The following is a 23367-nucleotide window of genomic DNA, read 5'->3' as shown; positions in this document are numbered from 1 at the left end:
ACAGCAGAAAAACAGGAGAAGGAAAAAGATGACAAGGAAGAAAGAACAGGTACAGATCATCTCCCAGGAGCAGCTTGCGGAGGGGATCTTCAGCATGTGGATACAAACGGAGGCGGCGAAGGCAGCAAAGCCCGGGCAGTTTATATCCATGTATACAAATGACGGGACAAAGCTGCTGCCCCGACCCATCAGCATCTGCGAGATCGACAGAGAAGGCGGCGCGCTGCGGGTGGTGTACCGGGTGACAGGAGAACATACCGGGACAGAGCAGTTTTCCCGGATGAAGGCAGGGGATAACCTCTTCATTGTTGGCCCCCTTGGAAACGGCTTCCCGCTGGAAAGGGCAAAAGGGAAAAAGGCCTTCCTCATGGGCGGCGGCATCGGCGTGCCTCCCATCCTGGAGCTGGCAAAGGAGCTGGACTGTGGGAAAAAGCAGATCATTGCCGGGTACAGGGACGCGCAGACCTTCCTGCGGGAGGAATTTGAAAAGAGCGGAGAGCTCTACATCTCCACAGAGGACGGAAGCGAGGGCGTGAAGGGAAACGTGCTGGACGCGGTGCGGGAGCTCGGCCTGGAGGCGGATATCATCTACGCCTGCGGCCCTACACCCATGCTCCGGGCGATCAAGCAGTACGCGCAGGAAAGGGGAACCGAGTGTTACATTTCCCTGGAGGAGAGGATGGCCTGCGGCATCGGCGCCTGTCTCGGGTGCGTGTGCCAGACAAAGGAGAAGGACGCCCACAGTAATGTGAACAATAAAAGGATCTGCAAGGACGGACCGGTCTTTTTAGCGACGGAGGTGGAGATCTGATGGACATGAGAGTAAATATAGCGGGTGTAGAGTGGAAGAACCCGGTGACCGTGGCTTCCGGCACCTTTGGTTCCGGTGAAGAGTTTTCAGAATTCGTGGATCTGAACCGTCTGGGAGCTGTGACCACAAAGGGCGTGGCAAACGTGCCCTGGAGCGGCAACCCGACGCCCCGTGTGGCGGAAGTGTACGGCGGTATGATGAACGCCATCGGCCTGCAGAACCCGGGGATTGAGCTGTTCTGCCAGAGGGATATCCCCTATCTGAAGCAGTTTGATACAAAGATCATCGTGAATGTGTGCGGCCACGCGCCGGAGGAGTACCTGGCAGTGGTGGAGCGGCTTCAGGACGAGCCCATCGACATGATGGAGATCAACATCTCCTGCCCCAATGTGAACGCGGGATTTCTGGCCTTCGGGCAGGATGCGGGACATGTGGAGGAGCTGACAGCGCAGATCAAAAAGATCGCAAAGCAGCCGGTGATCATGAAGCTGACTCCCAATGTGACGGATATCACAGAGATTGCGAAGGCGGCGGAGGCGGGCGGCGCGGATGCCATCTCTCTTATCAACACACTGACCGGTATGAAGATCGACATCAACCGCAGGACATTCGCCCTGGCCAATAAGACCGGCGGCGTGTCCGGCCCGGCAGTCCACCCCATTGCCGTGCGCATGGTGTACCAGGCGGCCCAGGCAGTCCGCATCCCCATCATCGGTATGGGAGGCATTGCCACGGCGGAGGATGCCATCGAGATGATCCTGGCCGGGGCCAGCGCCGTGTCGGTGGGGACAGCCAACTTCCACGACCCGGCCGTGACCTTGAAGGTCATTGACGGCATCGGGAAGTATATGGAGAAGTATGGCTTTGAGACCGTGAAGGACATGGTGGGAGCTGTGAGATAGAAGGCAGTCGGCGAGGCGGCCCGGCAGATGGTAAAGGTGATCCTGGAAAAATATATTCCTGTATTCGCAGAGCTGCGGGAGAGGATAGAGAAGGATTACGGGGAGCTTGTTTCGGACCTCTGAGAATATGTGCAGTGCAGAGCAAGCGCGGTGTAAAAAATAAAAACAGTTCCGTAATATGCGTATGATCGGGAGAGCATATTGCGGAGCTGTTTTTGTTTGAGAAACAGGATAGAGATATTGCCCCAACAGACCGATTGAAAATACATCCCACCTATGTTAAAATTGAAAAGAAAAATTCATGTTAAATACTCACAGATCACAGGAGGCTTTATAGATATGGAAGGATACAAGCAGGAATTTATCCGTTTTATGGTGGACAGCGATGTGCTGAAATTTGGAGATTTTACTTTGAAGAGCGGGAGAAAATCTCCATTTTTCATGAACGCCGGCGCTTACGTGACAGGCTCTCAGTTAAAGAAGCTGGGAGAGTACTACGCAAAGGCTATACACGACAGGTACGGGGATGATTTTGACGTTCTCTTCGGGCCTGCCTACAAGGGAATCCCCCTGGCAGTGGTGACAGCCATCGCCTACAGTGAGCTCTACGGAAAAGAGATCCGCTACTGCTCAGACCGCAAGGAGGAGAAGGACCACGGCGCGGACAAGGGAAGCTTCCTCGGCAGCAGTCTGAGGGACGGCGACCGGGTTATCATGATCGAGGATGTGACTACTTCCGGGAAATCCATGGAGGAGACTGTGCCCAAGGTGAGAGGCGCGGCGGATGTGACCATTGTGGGCCTCATGGTGTCCCTGGACCGGATGGAGGTCGGAAAGGGTGGCGTGAAGAAGGCCCTGGACGAGGTGAAGGAGCTGTACGGGTTTGACACAGCGGCCATCGTCACCATGGCAGAGGTGGTGGAGTGCCTCTACAATAAAGAATGTGATGGAAAGGTTGTCATCGACGATACATTAAAGGCGGCTATCGACGCATACTATGAACAGTACGGAGCAAAATAGGAGGAAGTTGCTATGAATGAGAAAGCATACAGATCTATGGCGTTTGCGGGAACCGGAAATATAGCTATCGGCATTGTGATGATCGTGGTGGGCACAGTGGCAGGCATCCTGGCCATCATAAGCGGGGCCAGACTCCTGAAGGAGAAAAATGGCCTGATGTTTTAGAGAAAGCAGTCTGCGCGGCGGACTGAACGGAGGAGTAGAAGACAGATTTTGAGTTATAAAAAAGGCAGGGGAATACGTATACTGGGGAAGATCCTCTTTATCCTGTATATGGCATTTATCGTGTATTTTCTGCTGTTTTCTGATCTGTACGGGCGAACTGGCCCGGCCAGCGAGTACCACTACAATCTGGTCCTGTTCCGGGAGATCAGGAGGTTCTGGACGTACAGGCATCAGCTTGGCACCTATGCCGTGTTTTCCAATCTCTTTGGAAATGTGCTGATCTTTATGCCTTTTGGGTTTTTCCTGCCTATGGCGAGCCGGTACAGGAGCTTTGCCGCAGCCGTGCTGTACAGCTTTTCGCTGAGCCTGATGGTGGAGACCTTTCAGCTCTTGACGAAGGTGGGCAGCTTTGACGTGGACGACCTGCTCCTGAACACCATAGGAGGAGCGGCAGGATACATCATATTTATCATATGCGCAGCGATAAGGAGACACCATGCTTCTAAGAAGAATAAGAGAAGCCATTGAGGAGATGGCGGAGGGAAGAAAAAAGAAAAAAATTGAAAAAGAAAAGATGAAAAGGCGCAGCCGGAAATACGGACAGGCGCAGCTGAAGCACTCCAGAAGGGGAATAAGAGCCACTTTCCTGGCAGTGTGCTGCCTGTTCCTTCTGGTGCTGGCTTTTTCTGCATCATACATAACCAGAGGAGATGTGGGGCTCCTGATCGGCGTCGTAGGTCTCTTTGCCCTTGTCCTGGCCATCGTCGGTCTGAAGGACGCTGTCCAGGGCTTTAAGGAGCGGGAGAAGAACTACGTGACCTGCAAGGTGGGCGCGGCGTTGAACGGCCTTCTTCTTCTCGGGCTGATCGCAATATTTTTAAGGGGGCTGTTTTAGATGGCAGAGCTGACAGAAGAAAGATATGAACTTGCAATAGAAAGAATTTCGCAGATCCCGGATGAGAGGGCGGCAGGAGAGAGGTTCCGGCCCTGGTTCCGGCGCACTGCGGAATTTATTCTTTTATTGGACAGATTTTACCGATGCGTCCGGTCCGGGGAATACCGGAGATCCTCTCTGGAGGAGCTGAAGGAGTGGAATAGGCGGCTGTACGAGGACATTTTGCCGGAAAATTACGGGACCAGCTTTGGAAATCCAGCCTGGGCAGTGGACCAGCTGGGGGAGGAGTACGGCCAGATATTAAGCTTTCTCTACGCTGAGATACGAGGCGGCATCCCCTACGCGGCGGAGGAGAAGACGGAGTATCTGGATATTCTGTACGAGCTCTTCATTGAGATTTACAACTGCTTTGAGGAGGAAGAGGAGCCGTCGGTGCACACCCTGCGGGACATCATCTACTGGTATGCCAGCGACTACTGCGATGTGTTCGTGGCGGACCGGACCTTGGATCAGATCGACCCGGAGAAGACATTTGCCCTGGACATCATAGAGGGCAGTGACCTTGGGGATCCCAGATACCTCTATTTCTTCGGGGAATATGTAAGTGAAAATGAGCTGGGGACGGCCGCGTATCTGGCCTCCCTGCCGGAGGAGACCATCCGCAGGATGGCGGACGTGTACACAGAGGGCTACCGGGTGGGCTTTGTCAACACGGGAAAGGATCTGTCAAAGAAGAGTACAGTCAACATTCGCTACACCCTGGGATTTGAACGGGTGGTGAAAATGGCGGTGGAGAATTTCGCCCGGATGGGGCTTTCGCCGGTGATCTACAGGGCGGCAGCCAGCGCTCTGACAAAGAGGGGAGCCGGGCGTGTGGGCTACCACGGCGGCATTCCCAACATGCAGTACGACTACGACCACAGGAATGACCAGGGCCTTTTCTTCAACAAGCGTTTTATGGAGAGAAAGCTGGAGGTTATGCATACCTTCTATGAGAGAAATAAAAAGCTGGCCCTGGGGCTTGCCGGGCCGGCCGTCATGGAGACCTTTGGTGAGAAGCCCTTTGCGCCGGAGCCAAAGCAGGAGGCGGTGGCGCTGACGGCCAAGCAGGAGGAGCTGATGCTCCTCTACGACAGCCGTTCCTCCCAGATGACCAACCAGTACATCCCGGGGGATGAGAGGAGTTTCACCATCATCGCCTGGCCGGTTCCTGAGATTGGGGAGAAGTATCCGGAGATTTTTGACGAGGTGATCCGGATCAATACCCTGGACGCAGAGCTCTACGGAAAGGTTCAGCAAACGCTCATCAATGCCCTGGACCAGGGAGAGTATGTGCGCATCCTCGGCAGAGGCGGCAACAGGACGGACATGACCGTGCAGCTCTTCCGGCTTAAGGATCCTGCAAAGGAGACCATCTTTGAAAACTGCGTGGCGGATGTGAACATCCCTGTGGGGGAGGTCTTTACCTCCCCGGTGCTGGAGGGCACCCGGGGTACGCTCCACGTCAGCCATGTGTACCTGAATGGTCTGCAGTTCAAAGACCTGGAGCTGACCTTTGAGGATGGCATGATCACCGGCTACCGGTGCGGGAACTTTGCGGACGAGGAGGAGGGGAAGAAGTATATCTATGACAACATCCTTTTCCGGCACGAGACTCTGCCTCTGGGAGAGTTTGCCATCGGAACCAACACCACAGCCTATGTGACGGCCAGAAAATATGGCATCGGGGACAAGATGCCCATTCTCATCGCTGAGAAGACAGGCCCCCACTTTGCGGTGGGCGACACCTGCTACAGCTGGGCGGAGGACATCAAAGTGTATAACCCGGACGGCAAGGAGATCGTGGCCAGGGACAACTCGGTGTCTGCGCTGCGCAGGGAGGACGTGTCAAAGGCTTACTTCCACTGTCATACGGACATCACCATACCCTATGAGGAGCTGGGCCGGATCGCGGTGGTGACAGGGGACGGACGGGAGATTTCCCTCATCGAAAATGGAGAATTTGTGCTTCCCGGCACAGAGATTTTAAATGAACCATTGAAAAATACGAATAAATAAGCTATGATTTATCTGCAAAACTTATAAATAAGCGGAAATCATACAAGCGGAAAGGATGGAAACTATGCCAAAAGTAGGAATTGTAATGGGCAGTGACTCTGACATGAAGGTCATGAGCAAGGCTGCCGATATGCTGGAAAAACTGGGGATCGAGTATGAGATGACGATCATCTCCGCTCACAGGGAGCCAGATGTGTTCTTTGAGTATGCAAAGAGCGCGGAGGAGAAGGACTTTAAGGTGATCATCGCGGGAGCAGGCATGGCTGCCCATCTGCCGGGTATGTGCGCTGCCATTTTCCCCATGCCGGTCATCGGCGTGCCCATGTCAGGAAAGAACCTGGCCGGAGAGGACGCGCTTTTTTCAATCGTACAGATGCCGCCCGGAATTCCGGTTGCCACAGTTGCCATTGACGGAGGCATGAACGCGGCCATCCTGGCAGCGAAGATCCTGGCTACCTCAGACGCGGCTCTTCTTGAGAGACTGAAGGCCTACACACAGGAGATGAAAGAGACCGTGCAGGCAAAGGCGGCGAAGCTGGACGAACTTGGCTATAAAGAATACATGAAACAGATGTAGTGAGGAGAAAAGTATGGATTACAAGAATGCTGGTGTAGATATTGAGGCGGGTTACAGATCCGTGGAACTGATGAAGGAGCATGTGAAGAAGACCATGCGCCCCGAGGTGCTGGGGGGGCTGGGCGGATTTTCCGGCGCCTTCTCACTTAGCAAGATCAAGGAGATGGAGGACCCGGTCCTCCTGTCCGGCACAGACGGCTGCGGCACAAAAGTGAAGCTGGCCATGATCCTGGACAAGCATGACACCATCGGTATCGACGCGGTGGCCATGTGTGTCAACGACATTGCCTGCGCAGGCGGGGAGCCCCTGTTCTTCCTGGACTACATAGCCTGCGGAAAGAACTATCCGGAAAAGATCGCTGACATTGTAAAAGGAGTGGCGGAAGGCTGCATCCAGTCTGAGGCGGCTCTCATCGGCGGCGAGACGGCGGAGCATCCCGGACTTATGCCGGAAGATGATTATGATCTGGCCGGATTTGCAGTGGGCGTCTGTGACAGAAAAGATATGATCACTGGGGAGAACCTGGCAGAGGGAGATGTGCTCATCGGCATGGCTTCTTCCGGTGTGCACAGCAATGGATTTTCCCTGGTGCGCAAAGTCTTTGAGATGACAAGGGAGTCTCTGGATACATATTATGATGAGCTTGGGAAGACCCTGGGGGAGGCTCTCCTGGCCCCTACGAGGATTTATGTAAAAGCCCTCAAGAGCGTGAAAAACGCAGGAGTCAAGGTAAAGGCCTGCAGCCACATCACAGGGGGCGGCTTCTACGAGAACGTGCCCCGTATGCTGAAGGAAGGCACCCACGCAGTGATCGAGAAAGACAGCTATCCGGTGCCGCCTATTTTTGACATGCTGGCAAAGCAGGGCCATGTGGAAGAGCAGATGATGTACAACACATTTAACATGGGTATCGGCATGGTTGTGGCAGTGGATCCGAAGGATGTGGACGCAGCCATGGAAGCCATGAAAGCGGCAGGAGATACGCCTTATGTGATCGGCCATATCAAAGCCGGAGATAAAGGAGTCACATTATGCTAAGAGTACTGGTTCTTGTGTCCGGGGGCGGCACTAACCTGCAGGCTATCCTGGATGCGGTGGACGAAGGGAGCATCACCAACACAGAGATCGTGGGGGTGATCAGCAACAATAAAAATGCCTACGCCCTGACAAGAGCCAGGGAGCACGGGGTAGCGGCTCAGTGCATCTCACCGAAGGATTTTGCCACGAGAGAGGAATTTAATGAGAAATTCCTGGAGGCAGTGGACGAGATTGGGCCGGACCTCATCGTGCTGGCCGGATTTCTTGTGGTCATCCCGGCTGAGATGATCGCAAGATACAGGAACAGGATCATCAACATCCATCCATCCCTCATCCCGGCTTTCTGCGGGACAGGCTTCTACGGGCTGAAAGTTCATGAAGCGGCCCTTAAAAGAGGGGTGAAAGTGGTGGGAGCTACCGTGCACTTTGTGGATGAAGGTACGGACACAGGCCCCATCATTTTACAGAAAGCTGTGGAAGTGGAGGAGGGGGATACCCCCGAGATCCTTCAGAGGCGCGTGATGGAGCAGGCAGAGTGGAAGATCCTGCCACAGGCCATTAACCTTATAGCAGGCGGCAGGGTGACAGTGGAAGACGGAAAAGTCAGGATCCGGTAAAGCCGGGAAGACAGGAGGAAGACCAATGAATGTATTGATTGTAGGAAGCGGCGGAAGGGAGCACGCCATCGCGTACTGCGTGGCGAAAAGTCCCAAAGCGGAGAAGATATACTGCACACCGGGCAATGCGGGTATCGCTGAGTACGCACAGTGCGAGCCCATCGGCGCCATGGAGTTTGACAAGATCGTGGCTTTTGCAAAGGAGAAAGACATTGACCTTGTCATTGTGGGCATGGACGATCCTCTGGTAGGCGGCCTGGTGGATGAGCTGGAGGCGGCAGGCATCCGCACCTTCGGCCCCAGGAAGAATGCAGCCATCCTGGAAGGTTCCAAGGCATTTTCCAAAGATCTGATGAAAAAATACCATATCCCCACAGCGGCCTATGAGAATTTTGACGATCCGGACAAGGCCATCCAGTATCTGAAGACAGAGGCGAAATTCCCCATCGTCCTCAAGGCGGACGGCCTGGCTCTGGGAAAGGGAGTTCTCATCTGCAACACCCTGGAGGAGGCGGAGGAAGGCGTGAAGACCATCATGCTGGACAAGAAATTCGGAGCTTCCGGCAACACCATGGTCATTGAGGAGTTCATGACCGGCAGGGAAGTGTCTGTCCTCTCCTTTGTGGACGGCAATATTGTAAAGACCATGACAAGCGCCCAGGACCACAAGCGGGCCGGGGACGGAGACACTGGCCTTAACACAGGCGGTATGGGTACATTTTCTCCGAGCCCGTTCTACACAGAAGAGGTGGATGCGTTCTGCCAGAAATATATTTTCCAGCCCACGGTTGACGCCATGAAAGCCGAGGGGCGCCCCTTCAAAGGCGTGATCTTCTTCGGCCTGATGCTGACAGAGGAAGGGCCGAAAGTGCTGGAGTACAATGCCCGCTTCGGGGATCCGGAGGCCCAGGTGGTTCTGCCCCGGATGAAGAACGACATCATCGACGTGGCGGAGGCCTGCATCGACGGCACCCTGGATCAGATCGATCTGCAGTTTGAGGACAATGCGGCTGTCTGCGTGGTGCTGGCATCGGAAGGGTATCCTGTCTCCTACGAGAAGGGACTTCCCATTACAGGGCTGGATGAATTTAAGAAACACGAGGGTTACTACTGCTTCCACGCAGGGACAAAAGAGGCGGACGGACAGATCGTCACAAACGGCGGCCGCGTTCTTGGTATCACGGCCAAGGGAAAAGATCTGAAGGAGGCCAGGGCCAACGCCTACGCGGCCACAGAGTGGGTGCAGTTTGACAACAAGTACATGCGCCACGACATTGGAAAAGCCATTGACGAAGCATAAATAAAAAGCGAAAGAGAAGCTCTCTCTGGAGGGAAATTCCAGGGAGGGCTTTTTGACTTCCGGGACAGACTTTTAAGGAAAGGGGATGGGGAAACATGCAGACAGCGGCAGTGCTTCTTGTGGAGGACGATCCCTCCATCGTGGAACATCTGACGGAATTTCTGGCAGGAGAAGGTTTTGCGGTGAAAAGTGCGTCGGGGCAGGAGGCGGCACTGGATATACTGGATGAGAACAAGGTGGATCTTGTGCTTCTTGATATTACCCTGGCCCAGGGAAACGGGTTTTCGGTCTGCGCCAGGATCAAGGAGGAGTACCAGATCCCGGTGATCTTTCTGACAGCTATGGACGACGAGTATTCGGTGGTGGCCGGCCTGGACATGGGTGCGGACGACTATATCAGCAAGCCTTTCCGGCCCCGGGAGCTTGTGTCCCGCATGAGAAATGTGCTGCGAAGGAGCGGCCGGGCGGAGCGGGCGGCGGTGATCGGGGATCTTACGGTGGACACAGATCGGGGCGTGGTCCTGCGTGAGGGCCGGGAGCTGTACCTGTCTGCGCTGGAATACCGGCTGCTGCTTGTGTTTTTAAATCACCGGGGACAGATTTTAAGCCGGGATGTGCTGATGGAGGAGCTCTGGGATATCTCGGGAGAGTTTGTCAATGACAATACGCTGACGGTCTATATCAAGCGGCTCCGGGAGAAGATAGAGCTGGATCCGGGGAACCCTGTCATCCTGCGGACGGTCCGGGGGCTGGGCTATCGCATGGAGTAACCGGAAGAGAGAAGGAGGAAAGAGATGGAGTTTTTCAGAAACAGGGATATCCGGCAGCAGTGCCTGCTCTTTGCTGTGGTTCTTCTGGCGGCCACCGGGGCGGCGTTTTCTGTCTCCCGGCAGGCGGCGCTTCCGGTCTTTCTGACAGGAGCAGTTTTTGCGGCCATTTCCCTTTTGTTTACATGGAGGAGGACCAGGGATGTGCAGTGCCTGGCAGAGGAGCTGGATGGTTTTCTCCACATGGAGACAAAAGGCTCCTCCTCCGGCAGAGGTGACATGCAGATGCAGCATTTCCGGGAGGGGGATCTGGAAGTGCTGCGGGATGAGATTGAGAAACTGCTGGTCCGCTTAAGCCGGCAGTCGGCTCTTCTTATGGCGGACAAGCGTCAGCTCTCGGAAGCGCTGGCAGATATCTCCCACCAGATCCGCACGCCTCTTACGTCTCTTAATCTGCAGGCGGAGCGGCTCCGCAGTTCCGCCCTTACAGAGGACGAAAGGCGGGCCCTGCTCCGGGAGATGACGGGCATGCTGTCACGCATCGGCTGGCTGGTGGAGACGCTCCTTAAGCTGTCAAAGCTGGAGGCAGGGACAGTGGTGATGAGAAAAGAGGAATTTCCGGCCGGAGAGCTGGCAAGGGAGGCCCTTAAGCCCTTTGAGATTTCCATGGAGATCCACGGGCAGGAGTGCATCTTCGACCTGTCCGGGGAGCCTGCCATACGGGGAGACTATACCTGGACGCTGGAGGCGGTGCAGAATGTGATCAAAAATGCTCTGGAGCACACGCCGGAAGGGGGCTGCATCTGGATCAGCCTGCGGGAGACCCCGCTTTTTGCGGAGATTGTCATTACCGACTCCGGGGAGGGGATAGCGGATAAGGATCTGCCCCATGTGTTTGAGCGGTTTTACAGAGGGCAGAACGCGGCTGCCGGGAACTTTGGCATCGGCCTGGCGCTGGCCAGGTCCATCCTGGCCGGAGAAAACGGGGTGATCCTGGCCGGGAACAGCAAGGGCCGGGGCGGACAGTTTACCATGCGGTTTTACAGGTGACGGATTTTGCGGATGACGGGTCTGAAAGTGACAGATCCGTCATTTTTCTGTCACGGTCCTGTCATGTGGGCGGGCTATACTGACAGTGAAAGAAAAACCATGCAGGAGGAACAGTGACATGAAAAAGACAGGGGAGATCCTTCGTGTTGAAAATCTGACAAAAATATACGGGGAGGGGGAAAACGCCGTGCGGGCTTTGGACGGCGTGTCCTTCTCCGTGCAGAAAGGAGAGTTTGTGGCGGTGATGGGGGCCTCCGGCTCCGGCAAATCCACCCTGCTCCATCTGCTGGGCGGGGTGGACCGGCCCACGGCAGGGAAAGTCTATGTGGGCGGCGTGGATGTGTACGCCCAGAAGGAGGAGGAGCTGGCCGTGTTCCGCAGAAGAAAGGTGGGGCTCATCTACCAGTTTTACAATCTGATCCCGGTGCTGACGGTGGAGGAGAATATTGCCCTGCCGGTGCTCATGGACGGGAGAAAGGTGAATAAAGAGCGGATGGAAAATCTGCTGAAGATCCTGAAGATGGAAAAGCGGCGTACCCATCTGCCGGGGCAGTTGTCCGGCGGACAGCAGCAGCGGGTGTCCATAGGCAGGGCGCTTATGAACGCCCCGGCGGTGGTGCTGGCGGATGAGCCCACCGGCAATCTGGACTCGGAGAACAGCCGGCAGATCGTGGAGCTTCTGAAATACTCCAACCGAACCTACGACCAGACCATGGTGGTCATTACCCACGACGAGGATATCGCTCTCCAGGCGGACCGGGTCATCGCCCTGGCGGACGGGCGGATCGTGAAAGACGAGGTGATCCGGTAATGAGAAATATTTTTTCAGAGATCACAAGAAGGACCATGGGACAGAACCGGACCCGCACAGTGGTCACCATCATCGGCGTCATTCTCTCCACGGCCATGGTGACGGCGCTGGCGGTATTTGCAGGGAGCATGCAGCATTTTCTTGTGCAGCATACTATTGCCACGGAAGGAGCGTGGCATGTGGATATAAGCGGGATGACCAGGGAGGAGCTGGCCGAGGTCCTGGCGGATGATCGGGTGGAGAAGGCTTCTGTGCTGTATGAGCTGGGGTATGTCCCGGCCCGGGAAGAGGACGGGATCTGTCATCTGGTGGCCAGCCGGGATGAGACGGCCTGGGAGGAGCTGCCGGTGGAACTTGACGCAGGGCGGCTGCCGGAAACAGAAGACGAGATCTTGATCCCCTACGACGGGATCTGGATCGCCGGGCGGGAAGCTCACGTGGGGGATGTGCTTGCCATTCCCATGGGCAGATATGTCTCGGAAACCGGGGAGACGCAGAAATCCTGGGAACTCGTCCGGGAAACCTCCGAGGAGGCAGGCAGGGCTGGGCAGTATGTGGAAGGGCAGACCCAGAGCTTTACGGTGACAGGCGTTTACAAAGAGATGGCGGAGATGGATTTTGGCAGCGCCAGGTTTGACGCCGGGTACATGCTTCTGACAGGGGGGCGGGATATCCCGGATCAGGACGAAAACGGGCTGTACTGCCGCGCTTTTCTGGAGATGAAAAAGCCGGGCCAGGCAGACGGATTTATCGCGGACTGGGTGGATCCTTCCGACGGCAGAAACAGGCTGGAAGGGGTGTCCTGGTCCCGGCACGACAGTCTCCTCAGATGGCAGGGCGTGTTCCGCAGTGAACGCTATATCCAGTTTATCGTGGGAATGCTGGGGACACTGCTGGCGGTGATCATGGTGGGGTCAGTCTCTTTGATCTACAACTCATTTTCCATTTCCCTGCGGGAGCGGACAGCTCAGTTCGGGCTTCTTGCTTCTGTGGGAGCCACCCGGAAGCAGCTTAGAAAATCCCTGCGATTTGAGGCGTTTCTTGTAAGCGGCGCGGGGATCCCTCTGGGACTTCTGGCCGGGGTGGCCGGGAGCGCGGTCACGCTGCATTTTATCGGAGGCGGGCTGACGGCATTTATGTACGGGTATGAGGGAGAGATACCGGTGCAGATCTATCCGGCCGCGCTTCTTCTGGCGGCGGCTTTTGCCTTTCTTATTGTGCTGGTGTCTGTGTGGATACCCTCCCGGCGGATCCGGAAGATTTCTCCCATGGATGCCATCCGTTCCACAAAGGACATCCGCATCCGTCCCCGGGATGTAAAAAGCGGGAGACTGACAGGGAAAATGCTGGGGCTTCCGGGGATGCTGGCCTCCAAGAATTACAGGAGGGACCGGAAGAAATATAAGAGCACGGTGGTTTCCCTTACGGTCAGCATGGTACTGCTTATGACAGCGGCGCTGTTTACCATTTATCTGACCCGTGCAGGCGGCACGATCCTGGATCCGCCTAAGTATGAACTGAAGTACACGCTGTTCCTGTCCGGCGGCCAGGAAGATGAGCAGACCACCGGGGATGTCCGGAAACTTCTGGAAAATGAGCCGGGTGTGGAAGAGGTGTGGATGTATAAAAGCATCTATCTTTCCATTCCTGTGGAAGAGAACATGCTGAATGAGGAGTACAACCGGGTAAATTCCTGGAGCGGGGATGATCATCCGGACGGGAAAGTGCCCTTTACCTGCCCCGCGATTGTGCTGTCAGATGATGAGTACCAGGAGTTCCTTAAGGAGCGGGGGCTGGAAGAGCCGGATGCGGGTGCTGCAGCAGACGGCGCGGACGGCACAGACGATACAGTTCTCAAGGCGGTTTATTATGACCAGATGCAGGTGTATGATGAAGAAAATGAGACCTACAGTCAGGTTCCGGTTCTGTCAGACGAGGTGAAGAAAAGGCCCCTGGCGGCTGGGATATACCGGGCGGAGGAGACGCCGGACGGTGGACAGGAAATGACGTTTGAAGAAAAGCTCCAGGTGGAGTTTGATCAGGAGACGATGCAGCTCCCCGAAAAATATGACGCCCAGGGAAGAGTGGATCCTATCATGATCCTGTCGGAGAGACAGTTTGAACAGTACAGGAGCCTGATGAGTGACGGGACGGAAGGGGAGTCCTATTTTGCAGAGTTCAACATCCGGGCTTCGGATTACCGGACGGTAGGGGCAGACCTGCAAGAGAAACTGGAAGAAAAAGAAGAGTGGGACGGCATTTTCTATACGCCGGCTGCGGATGCAGAGATGAACAGGCAGGCGGTGGCGGCCATCCAGGTTCTGTGCTATGGATTTATCACTCTCATCTCCCTTATTGCACTGACAAATGTGTTCAACACCATGTCCACAAACCTGATGCTGAGACGACGGGAGTTTGCCATGCTCCGTTCCGTGGGGATGACAGGCAGATCCTTCCGCCTTATGCTGGGATACGAGTGCGTCATCTATGGCCTGCGCTCCCTTGTGTACGGCACCATTTTGTCCCTGCTTATCAGCTTTGCCTTCTGGCATTTCACTTCCCGGGCCGGAGGCGGGAATGAATTCATCTTCCCCTGGCCCTGGTTTGCGGCGGCTGTGGCAGGCGTGCTCCTCATCGTAGGCATCACCATGGCGTACAGCATAGGCAAGATCCGCAGGATGAACATCATCGATGAATTGCGCAAAGAGTAGAATACAAAATACACAATAACGCACCAGATATGTTAATTCCGGACGTAATACTTTTTAAAAGTATTACGTCCGGAATTAACTTTTCGCGATCAATAATTACCCAATTCGCCGAGATATCTGTCGATTTTCTTGAGCCTTTTCTCAATCCCTTTGGCCTTATGGCTCAGTGTCTCCAGAATGCCCTCTGCGATGAACTGCGGACCCACCATGCAGTTGAAGAAAGCGTTGCTGTCTACTGGGACTGTGAAGAGGACAGTAGCGTACTCGGCCAGGAGGGCGCTTGGTTTGTCGGTCACAACGATGATCTTTGCGCCGGACTCCCTTGCCATCTGGGCGCAGATCTTATCCTCGGAGGAGTACCGAGGGAAGCTGAACATGATCAGGCAGTCATCCTTTGAAATGTTGCACAGGTGGTCCACCGGACTGATGGCCGAGGAGCTGGTGGTCTCCACGTTGGGGACCATGTGCTTCAGATAGAGGAGAAAATAGTCCCCCAGGGAGGAGTTGCCTCTGGAGGCGGTGATGTACTTGTGTCTGCTTGCAAGGATAATGCTGGCTGCCTCCTCGAAGGAGTCCGGGCTGTTGGATGTCAGTGCGCTTTCCAGATTCTGTGCGGCATTTTTGAAATGCCGGTTGATGTAGTCGGATGTGCTGGTGAGCTGGGCCCGTTTGGCGATCCTCTGAGATGGGATGGTGATGGAACTGGAAATGCTCAGCACTTTGTCCTGGTAGTCCTTTCGCAGGTTTTTTTGAAAATCCATAAATCCTTCAAATCCCAGTGACCGGCTGAAGCGGATGACAGAGGATTCGCTGACGCCCAGTTTCAGGGCGATTTCTGTGGATGTCATGAAACAGGCGTCGGCAGAGTTGTCCAGTATATATTTTGCAATGATCTTCTGTGTCTTGGTAAGCGGGGTCTTACTGATAAGGTCCCTCAATTCTTTCATATTCTTCCCTCCGGGTTTGGCAATAGTATGTTTGTATTCTACAATAAGATTTAAGCATGGATTGAGAAAATATTCAAGTCAATTGTACATGCAAATGAAAGAAATGTTGATAAATAAAAAGTTTTGTGAAAAAAATAACTTTTATTGAATGTTGAAGGGTGGTGTGCTATTATGATTTTAGAAACAAATGAAAAATATTCTTCAAAAAAATAAGAATTTGAAGAATATTTTTCGCCGGGTATCTGCAGGCCGTGCAGGAGCAGGCTGCAGCCCGAAATAAGAGAAGGCAGAAGAGCCGGAAAAATATTGACACAGGAGGTAAGAAAGTTGAAAGTAGGATGCGTAAAAGAAATCAAAAACAATGAGTTCCGTGTAGGTATGACACCGGATAACGTAAAGAGCTATGTGGCAGCAGGCCATGAGGTGTATATTGAGAAAGGCGCTGGTGTTGGATCCGGGTTCCAGGATGCTGAGTACGAGGCAGCAGGCGCAAAGATGATCGACACTGCAAAAGAAGTGTGGGATACAGTAGAGATGATGATCAAGGTAAAAGAGCCTCTTCCGGAAGAGTATCCGCTGTTCCACGAAGGACTGATCCTCTATACATATCTTCATCTGGCGGCAGACAAACCGCAGACAGACGCTCTCTTAAATGGAAAAGTTAAAGGTGTTGCCTACGAGACACTGTATGATCCGAAGCAGGGCGGACTTCCCCTTCTTGCTCCTATGAGCCAGATCGCAGGACGCTTAAGTATCCAGGAAGGAGCTAAATACCTGGAGCAGACATTCGGCGGCGAGGGCGTTCTCCTGGCAGGCGTTCCGGGAACACCGAAGGCAAACATCGTAATCCTTGGAGGCGGAAATGTAGGAACAAACGCCTGCAAGATTGCTGTTGGAATGGGCGCAAATGTAACTATCCTGGATATCAGCCTTCCGAGACTTGCTTATCTGGACGACATTTTTGGAGCCCGCATCCAGACACTTGTATCCAATGATGCAAACATTGAGAAAGCTGTAAAAGAAGCAGACCTTGTGATCGGATCTGTCCTGATCCCAGGAAAAGCTGCTCCAAAGATCTTCAAAAAGAAATATCTCAAAGAGATGAAACCAGGCGCTGTATTTGTAGACGTTGCTGTTGACCAGGGCGGCTGCGGCGAGACCACAAAAGTGACATACCACGATGATCCGATCTTCATCGAGGATGGCGTTGTTCACTACTGTGTAGGAAATATGCCGGGTGCTGTTCCGAGAACATCCACCATCGCTCTGACAAATGCAACTCTCTCCTACGGTCTCCAGATCGCAAACAAGGGACTTGAGAAAGCATGCGCAGACAACGAGGTGATCTACTCAGCCATCAACACATACGATGGCAAGCTGACATGCAAGAACGTGGCAGACAGCTTTGACTGCTATGAGTACACAGACATAAGAGAAATCTGCAAATAAATTGTAAAGTCTATAAAAATTCACAGCTTTTATAAACGAAGGCATCCCCGACGGGCAGAGAAAGACAGTCCGGCGGCGGATGCCTCCGTCTTTTTAGTTTGCAGAAACCGGAAGCTGTGGTAATATATCAGATGTAAATACGGAAGAACTTATAAAGTTTTAAAGGATTATTTAAAGGATAAGGAGTGCGGATCATGGTTGAGATTAATAAAGATTTGTGTGTGGGATGCGGCGCCTGCGTCAGGGACTGTCCGGGAGAAGCGCTGCAGATCCAGGATAAAAAGGCGGAGTATGTGCGCAAATGTATTCAGTGCGGACACTGTGTGGCGGTCTGTCCCACGGGAGCTGTGTCCATACCGGAGTACGACATGGACGAGGTGGAGGAGTACGATAAAGACACATTCTGTGTGGATCCGGAACATTTTCTCCACGCGGTGAAATTCAGAAGGAGCATCCGGAACTTCAAGAGCACGCCCATAGAGCGGGAGAAGCTGGAGCGCATCCTGGCGGCAGGCCGGTACACGCCCACGGCGAAAAATACCCAGGGATGCAGGTTTGTCCTGGTGCGGGACGAAATGAAAGCGTTTAAAGATCTTTTCTGGAAGGAGCTGCCCGGCATCCTGGATGTCCTGAAGGAGGAGGCGCCTCTGTATGAGCGCGTTTTCCGCGGGTTCTATGAGAAATATAAAAAAGATCCAAAGGACGATACCTTTTTCTTTAACGCCACATCCTTCCTGGTGATCACCTCCAAAAATCCTCTGGACGGAGGATTGGCGGCGGCCAATATTGAAAACATGGCTGTGGCTGAGGGAGCCGGCGTGCTGTTCAGCGGCTACACCAAAGCGGTGGTGGAGAACAGCGATGTGCTCAGGGAGTGGCTGGGCATCGGGAAGCGCACCGTGGTCTGTTGCATGCTCATGGGGTACCCGGCTGTATCCTATAAAAGGACTGCGCCCCGGAAATCCGGCAATATCGTGATCCGGTAGAGTTGTTTTTCTTGCGGGAATTGTGTAATATGTGCTAATGTATATATAACAAGAGAAAAGGCTCTTAGTGAGAAGGGGATACTATGTTGATAGAAATTGATTTTAACAGTGACGAAGCGATTTACATGCAGGTGCGCAACCAGATCATCCTGGGGATCGCTACCGCCGAGATCCGGGAGGGAGACCCGCTCCCCTCGGTCCGGCAGATGGCCCAGGCGGTGGGGATCAATATGCACACAGTGAACAAGGCCTACAGCCTGCTTAGGCAGGAAGGATTTATTCAGCTTGACAGGCGCAAAGGCGCTGTGGTTGCACTGGATATCGACAAGATCAAGGCAGTGGAGGAGATGAAGCAGCAGCTTCGGATCGTGCTGGCTCAGGGCCGGTGCAAGGCTATATCCAGGGAAGAAGTGCATGAGCTTGTGGATGAGATTTTCGACGAGTACGCTTAGGAAGAAAGATCCGGCAGAGACGGGAAAATGGAGAAAGGAGCGGGAAGAGGAGCAGATTCTTTTTCCCTGATAGGACATGAACTATACCGAACAGGCAAAGGAAGTATTGAAAATTGCAAAGACTGTGGCAAGAGAGCTCCGGCACCCCTACATCGGGACGGAGCATCTTCTTGTCGGGCTGAAAAAAGTTTACACCGGGGTGGCCGGACAGGTGCTGGCCCTGAACGGTGTCAGTGAGGAGAATATCCGGAAGATCATAGATGAGCTGGTATCCCCCGGGGAGGGAGCGACGGTCACAGGCAGTCCTCAGATGAGCCCCCGGCTTACGTACATCCTGGAGGAGTCCAAGGAGGAGGCGCTGCGCCTGCGCTCCGATGAGGCGGGGACGGAGCATATGCTCCTTGCTATCCTGCGGGATGTGGACTGTGTGGCAGCCAGGATCCTGCTCACGCTGAATGTGAATCTTCAGAAGCTGTGCCAGGATATCCTGGTCAGTGTGGGCGCAGACCCCAAAGAGTACATGGAGGAGATGCAGGAGGACGGGCGGAGGAAAAATTCTGTCCTGGAACAGTATGGTACAGACCTGACACTTCAGGCCGCAGAGGGGAAACTGGACCCTGTCATCGGCCGGGAGAAGGAGATCGAGCGGCTGATGCAGATCCTGAGCCGCCGTACGAAGAACAACCCCTGCCTTGTAGGAGAGCCGGGCGTCGGAAAGACGGCGGTGCTGGAGGGGCTTGCCCAGCGGATCGCCAGAGGCGTGGTGCCGGAGACAATGAAAAACCGGCGCATCGTTACTATGGATCTGGCGGGGATGATCGCCGGGTCCAAGTACAGAGGCGAATTTGAGGAGAGGATGAAGCGGCTGATCCAGGAGGTGAAGGCTGCCGGCAATGTGATCCTCTTCCTGGATGAGGTCCACACCATCATCGGCGCCGGCGGCGCGGAAGGCGCCATGGACGCATCCAATATACTGAAGCCTTCCCTGGCAAGAGGGGAGCTGCAGCTCATCGGAGCCACCACCATTGTGGAGTACAGGAAATATATAGAAAAGGATGCGGCCCTGGAGCGCCGGTTCCAGCCGGTGACAGTGGAAGAACCGACCAGGGAGGAGTGCCTGGAGATCCTGAAGGGACTTCAGGAAAAATATGAGGAACATCACCGCGTGTCTGTCCGGGAGGAGGCGCTGGAGGCTGCGGTCTCCCTGTCGGAGCGCTATATCAGCGACCGCTTCCTGCCGGATAAAGCCATAGATGTGCTGGATGAAGCCTGCGCCAAGGTCAGCCTGAAGGGATTTAAAGTGCCGGAAAATATGGAAGAGCTGGAGAAGGTGATCGAACAGCTGGCTCGTGACAAGGAGGATGCCATCCGTTCCGGAGATATGAAGGAGGCCTCCCTTCTCCACAAGGAGCAGCAGGAAGCTCAGAAAAAGCTGGAGCAGCAGAAAAAGCGTTTCCAGAGAAACAATGCCCGCCGCCAGGTGTGTGTCACGGCCGATGACATAGCAGGCGTCGTGTCCGAGTGGACGAAGATTCCTGTGCGGAAACTGGCAGAGTCTGAGAGCGCCAGGTTGAAAAGGCTGGAGCAGACTCTTCACAAGAGAGTAGTAGGACAGGAGGAGGCTGTGACTGCGGTGGCGAAGGCGGTGCGTCGTGGAAGAGTGGGCTTGAAAGACCCGGGCCGCCCCATCGGCTCTTTTCTCTTTCTCGGTCCTACTGGTGTGGGAAAGACAGAGCTCTCAAAGGCACTGGCAGAGGCGCTCTTTGGAAATGAGGACTCTATGATCCGGGTGGATATGTCCGAGTACATGGAGAAGCACAGCGTCTCTAAGATGATCGGTTCTCCTCCGGGATATGTGGGTCACGAGGACGGAGGACAGCTTAGTGAACAGGTGCGCCGTCACCCCTACTCGGTTGTACTGTTTGACGAGATCGAGAAGGCGCATCCGGATGTGTTTAACATCCTTCTGCAGGTGCTGGATGATGGCCATATTACGGACTCCCAGGGCAGGAAGGTAGATTTCCGCAACACCGTGATCATTATGACATCCAATGCGGGCGCCCAGGCGATCATCGATCCGAAGCGGCTGGGATTTGTGACAAAAGAAGACGAGGCCGGAAACTACAAGCGGATGAAGTCCAATGTGATGAATGAAGTGAAGTTGCTCTTCCGGCCGGAGTTCTTGAATCGTATTGATGAGATCATTGTGTTCCATGCTCTGAATCATGATAATATGAAGAAGATCGTGGGTATGATGTGCAAAGAGGTGTGTACGCGGGCAAAAGAGCAGCTTGGCATCATGCTCCATGTCCGGGATTCTGTGAAAAAGTATATTGTGGAGACGGGCACGGATCAGAAATATGGAGCCCGCCCGCTGCGCCGCGCGGTGCAGAACCTGCTGGAAGATAAGCTGGCTGAGGCAGTGCTGGACGGTACCATAAAAAGAGGCCAGACAGTAGAGGTCGGCATGTCTAAAAAAGAAATAAAATTTATTCCAAAGACTACAAATTGAAAATTTTTTGAGATATAATGTGGATACAAAAGAAGAACCACTAGGAGGACATATAAAATGGCAGTAGTAAAAGAGCTGTTGCGGGCAGAAAACGATGGGACACTGAGTTTTGGAGATTACACACTCGGCTCTAAGACGAAGCTGGAGGGCTTTGAGTTCCAGGGAGATATCTATAAGGTAAAGACGTTTGCCGAGATCACCAAACTGGAGAAAAACGGCATGTTTGTATACGAGTCCGTTCCCGGGACAGCGGTGGAGAATTTTAAGACTGGGGACGGCGTTGTTTCCTTTAAAGTATCTGCGCCAAAAGATGCACAGTTTACACTTGAGCTGGAGGCGGACAGTGAGTACACTGTCTATCTGGATGATATGAATATCGGTGATATGACGACAAACTTAAGCGGCAAGCTGAGCGTCAGTGCAGAGCTGGAAGAAGGAAAGAGCATAGAAGTGAAAATTGTAAAGAAATAATTCCGGGCTGCAGGGATTTCCCCTGCAGCTTGTTTTTGTTGGTGTCAGACAGATCGTCTCGTTCCTTTTAATGAGAAATGTCTATGGAGAAAGTGGAAGAAAAAGGAGAAGAACAGTGGCGAAAGCAAAGAAAAGTATTTTTTTCTGCCAGAATTGCGGGCATGAAGAGAGTAAATGGCTGGGGCAGTGCCCGGTATGCAGACAGTGGAATACATTTGTGGAAGAGAAGGTGACTACGGCAAAGGCCGGGGGGCAGATGAAAAGTCTGAAAGAGGCTGAGGTGGTTGCTCTTTCCAGTGTGCGGACGGACATAGAGGAGCGGGTTCGCACTGGTATCGGCGAGTTGGACCGCGTGCTGGGAGGCGGAATTGTGCCAGGCTCACTTGTGCTTGTGGGCGGCGATCCGGGAATCGGGAAATCTACCCTTCTTCTGCAGGTGTGCCAGAGATTGACGGAGCGCGAACAGAAGCTCCTGTATATTTCGGGAGAGGAGTCCCTGAAGCAGATCAAATTGCGGGCAGACCGCATGGGAACATTTACAGATAATCTGCTGCTTCTGTGTGAGACAAATATAGAGACCATCCGCGGTGTGATTGAGAGGGAGGACCCTTCCCTTGTAGTCATTGACTCCATACAGACCATGTACAGCGAGGAAGTGGCCTCTGCCCCCGGGAGTGTCTCGCAGGTTAGGGAGGCTACCAACATATTCATGCAGATTGCTAAAGGGATGGGGATTTCTATCTTTATAGTGGGACATGTAACAAAGGAGGGGACGGTGGCCGGGCCCAGAGTACTGGAGCACATGGTAGATACGGTTTTGTATTTCGAGGGGGACCGCCATGCGTCCTACAGAATCCTGCGCGGGGTAAAGAACCGTTTTGGCTCTACTAACGAGATCGGGGTATTTGAGATGAGACAGGATGGACTCCGGGAGGTAGAAAATCCTTCCGAATTTATGCTGAACGGAAGACCGGAAAGTGCCTCCGGTTCAGTGGTGGCCTGTTCTATGGAGGGAACCCGGCCGATTCTTCTGGAGATCCAGGCTCTTGTATGCCGGAGTAATTTTGGCATGCCAAGAAGAACTGCCGCGGGAACAGACTACAACCGTGTGAATCTGCTGATGGCGGTGTTGGAAAAAAGGTTGGGCCTTCCCCTCTCGAATTATGACGCCTATGTCAATATCGCGGGCGGTATCCGCATCAATGAGCCTGCCGTGGATCTGGGAATTGTGTTGGCTCTTGTGTCCAGCTATAAAAACAGACCTGTACCGGAAGATGTGCTTGTGTTCGGCGAAGTGGGACTAAGCGGTGAGGTGCGTGCGGTCAACATGCCGGAGCAGAGAGTCTCTGAGGCGAAGAAGCTGGGATTTCAGACTTGTATTTTACCGGCGGTATCCCTGGGGGCTGTGAAAAACATTCAGGGGATCAAACTTCTGGGTGTGAAATCCATCAACGAGGCGATTGATTTTATATAACTATATAAAAGAAGGTGGATGGTCAATATGTCCTCGTAGGAGAGGATGGGAGGAAGATGAATTGTGTAAATTGTATAAATAAAATAAAAAATAAAAATAACATTGACAATTCAACTTCTCCTGTGCTATTATATCAAAGCTGTCACGTGAGACAGCGACAACAACGAGACATTTTCTTTCAATCCGGGAGGATACAGAAAGAAAAAAATAAAAAAGTTGTTGACAAACACGAAGCGACATGATATGATATAGAAGTTGTCGCTGAGATGCGAAAACAAAGAACCTTGATAACTGAACAATAGACAACGACCCTGAAAATTTCTAAGAGAAATATTCAGAACGGAAATCAGACC

Annotated in this window: 22 protein-coding genes; 21 read left to right on the top strand and 1 reads right to left on the bottom strand. The window is 53.6% G+C overall.

The features are described 5' to 3' along the window. The first annotated feature begins 28 nt into the window (after window positions 1–28). The 15 genes from FGQ86_RS09685 (at window position 29) to FGQ86_RS09620 (ending at window position 14723) form a co-directional block, all read left to right on the top strand. The gene (locus FGQ86_RS09685; RefSeq protein WP_138303721.1) at window positions 29–811 is read left to right on the top strand and encodes a dihydroorotate dehydrogenase electron transfer subunit; all 783 of its coding nucleotides are present in this window, start codon (window positions 29–31) and stop codon (window positions 809–811) included. Then, window positions 811–1713: a dihydroorotate dehydrogenase gene (locus FGQ86_RS09680; protein ID WP_033126856.1), complete on the top strand. Its 903-nt coding sequence runs from the start codon at window positions 811–813 to the stop codon at window positions 1711–1713. Before FGQ86_RS09685 ends, FGQ86_RS09680 begins: the two co-directional genes overlap by 1 nt. A gap of 339 nt (window positions 1714–2052) precedes the next feature. After that, window positions 2053–2733 carry an orotate phosphoribosyltransferase gene (pyrE, locus tag FGQ86_RS09675; protein WP_033126857.1) on the top strand — a complete coding sequence of 227 codons (681 nt, stop codon included), beginning with the start codon at window positions 2053–2055 and terminating at the stop codon, window positions 2731–2733. 12 nt (window positions 2734–2745) lie between these two features. Beyond that, entirely contained in the window at window positions 2746–2898 is a 153-nt protein-coding gene (locus FGQ86_RS16245) for a hypothetical protein (protein WP_033126858.1), read from the top strand. Between the two features lie 48 nt (window positions 2899–2946). Then, a complete protein-coding gene (locus FGQ86_RS09670; RefSeq protein WP_052084154.1) occupies window positions 2947–3426 on the top strand; it encodes a VanZ family protein in 480 nt (159 codons plus the stop codon). Continuing rightward, entirely contained in the window at window positions 3395–3793 is a 399-nt protein-coding gene (locus FGQ86_RS09665; protein WP_033126860.1) for a DUF6142 family protein, read from the top strand. Before FGQ86_RS09670 ends, FGQ86_RS09665 begins: the two co-directional genes overlap by 32 nt. Further along, window positions 3794–5851 carry an aminopeptidase gene (locus FGQ86_RS09660; protein ID WP_033126861.1) on the top strand — a complete coding sequence of 686 codons (2058 nt, stop codon included), beginning with the start codon at window positions 3794–3796 and terminating at the stop codon, window positions 5849–5851. 64 nt (window positions 5852–5915) lie between these two features. Then, window positions 5916–6428 carry a 5-(carboxyamino)imidazole ribonucleotide mutase gene (purE, locus tag FGQ86_RS09655; protein ID WP_033126862.1) on the top strand — a complete coding sequence of 171 codons (513 nt, stop codon included), beginning with the start codon at window positions 5916–5918 and terminating at the stop codon, window positions 6426–6428. 13 nt (window positions 6429–6441) lie between these two features. Beyond that, the gene (gene purM, locus FGQ86_RS09650; RefSeq protein WP_033126863.1) at window positions 6442–7467 is read left to right on the top strand and encodes a phosphoribosylformylglycinamidine cyclo-ligase; all 1026 of its coding nucleotides are present in this window, start codon (window positions 6442–6444) and stop codon (window positions 7465–7467) included. Beyond that, window positions 7461–8084, top strand: coding sequence for a phosphoribosylglycinamide formyltransferase (purN, locus tag FGQ86_RS09645; RefSeq protein ID WP_033126864.1), 624 nt, complete (start codon window positions 7461–7463; stop codon window positions 8082–8084). The genes purM and purN overlap by 7 nt, the downstream gene beginning before the upstream one ends. Before the next feature lie 25 nt (window positions 8085–8109). Next, entirely contained in the window at window positions 8110–9384 is a 1275-nt protein-coding gene (gene purD / locus FGQ86_RS09640; RefSeq protein ID WP_033126865.1) for a phosphoribosylamine--glycine ligase, read from the top strand. A gap of 95 nt (window positions 9385–9479) precedes the next feature. Further along, a complete protein-coding gene (locus tag FGQ86_RS09635; RefSeq protein WP_033126866.1) occupies window positions 9480–10154 on the top strand; it encodes a response regulator transcription factor in 675 nt (224 codons plus the stop codon). Window positions 10155–10178: 24 nt separating this feature from the next. After that, entirely contained in the window at window positions 10179–11201 is a 1023-nt protein-coding gene (locus FGQ86_RS09630; protein ID WP_033126867.1) for a HAMP domain-containing sensor histidine kinase, read from the top strand. Window positions 11202–11319: 118 nt separating this feature from the next. Next, window positions 11320–12012 carry an ABC transporter ATP-binding protein gene (locus tag FGQ86_RS09625; RefSeq protein ID WP_033126868.1) on the top strand — a complete coding sequence of 231 codons (693 nt, stop codon included), beginning with the start codon at window positions 11320–11322 and terminating at the stop codon, window positions 12010–12012. Continuing rightward, complete coding sequence (locus FGQ86_RS09620; protein ID WP_033126869.1) at window positions 12012–14723, top strand: ABC transporter permease; 2712 nt, start codon at window positions 12012–12014, stop codon at window positions 14721–14723. The genes FGQ86_RS09625 and FGQ86_RS09620 overlap by 1 nt, the downstream gene beginning before the upstream one ends. A gap of 89 nt (window positions 14724–14812) precedes the next feature. Here FGQ86_RS09620 and FGQ86_RS09615 read toward each other — a convergent pair whose 3' ends face one another. Next, complete coding sequence (locus FGQ86_RS09615; RefSeq protein ID WP_033126870.1) at window positions 14813–15670, bottom strand: MurR/RpiR family transcriptional regulator; 858 nt, start codon at window positions 15668–15670, stop codon at window positions 14813–14815. Window positions 15671–15997: 327 nt separating this feature from the next. Here FGQ86_RS09615 and ald point away from each other — a divergent pair, with 327 nt between their 5' ends. The 6 genes from ald to radA all read left to right on the top strand — a co-directional run bounded on the left by ald (window position 15998) and on the right by radA (window position 23014). Next, complete coding sequence (gene ald / locus FGQ86_RS09605) at window positions 15998–17119, top strand: alanine dehydrogenase (protein ID WP_033126871.1); 1122 nt, start codon at window positions 15998–16000, stop codon at window positions 17117–17119. Between the two features lie 194 nt (window positions 17120–17313). Then, the gene (locus tag FGQ86_RS09600; RefSeq protein ID WP_033126872.1) at window positions 17314–18105 is read left to right on the top strand and encodes a nitroreductase family protein; all 792 of its coding nucleotides are present in this window, start codon (window positions 17314–17316) and stop codon (window positions 18103–18105) included. Between the two features lie 83 nt (window positions 18106–18188). Then, window positions 18189–18557, top strand: a complete 369-nt coding sequence (locus FGQ86_RS09595) for a GntR family transcriptional regulator (protein ID WP_033126873.1) — start codon at window positions 18189–18191, stop codon at window positions 18555–18557. 76 nt (window positions 18558–18633) lie between these two features. Beyond that, window positions 18634–21069, top strand: coding sequence for an ATP-dependent Clp protease ATP-binding subunit (locus FGQ86_RS09590; protein ID WP_033126874.1), 2436 nt, complete (start codon window positions 18634–18636; stop codon window positions 21067–21069). A gap of 57 nt (window positions 21070–21126) precedes the next feature. Then, window positions 21127–21540, top strand: a complete 414-nt coding sequence (locus FGQ86_RS09585) for a hypothetical protein (RefSeq protein WP_033126875.1) — start codon at window positions 21127–21129, stop codon at window positions 21538–21540. A 115-nt stretch (window positions 21541–21655) separates the two neighbouring features. Further along, entirely contained in the window at window positions 21656–23014 is a 1359-nt protein-coding gene (radA, locus tag FGQ86_RS09580; protein ID WP_033126876.1) for a DNA repair protein RadA, read from the top strand. Window positions 23015–23367: the final 353 nt, after the last annotated feature.

The sequence above is a fragment of the Clostridium sp. BSD2780061688st1 H5 genome, assembly GCF_005845155.1.
GTDB classification, from domain to species: Bacteria; Bacillota; Clostridia; order Lachnospirales; family Lachnospiraceae; genus Claveliimonas; species Claveliimonas intestinigallinarum.
The sequence above is the reverse complement of the archived record's forward strand: the minus strand, read 5'-3'. Positions and strand labels throughout refer to the sequence as shown.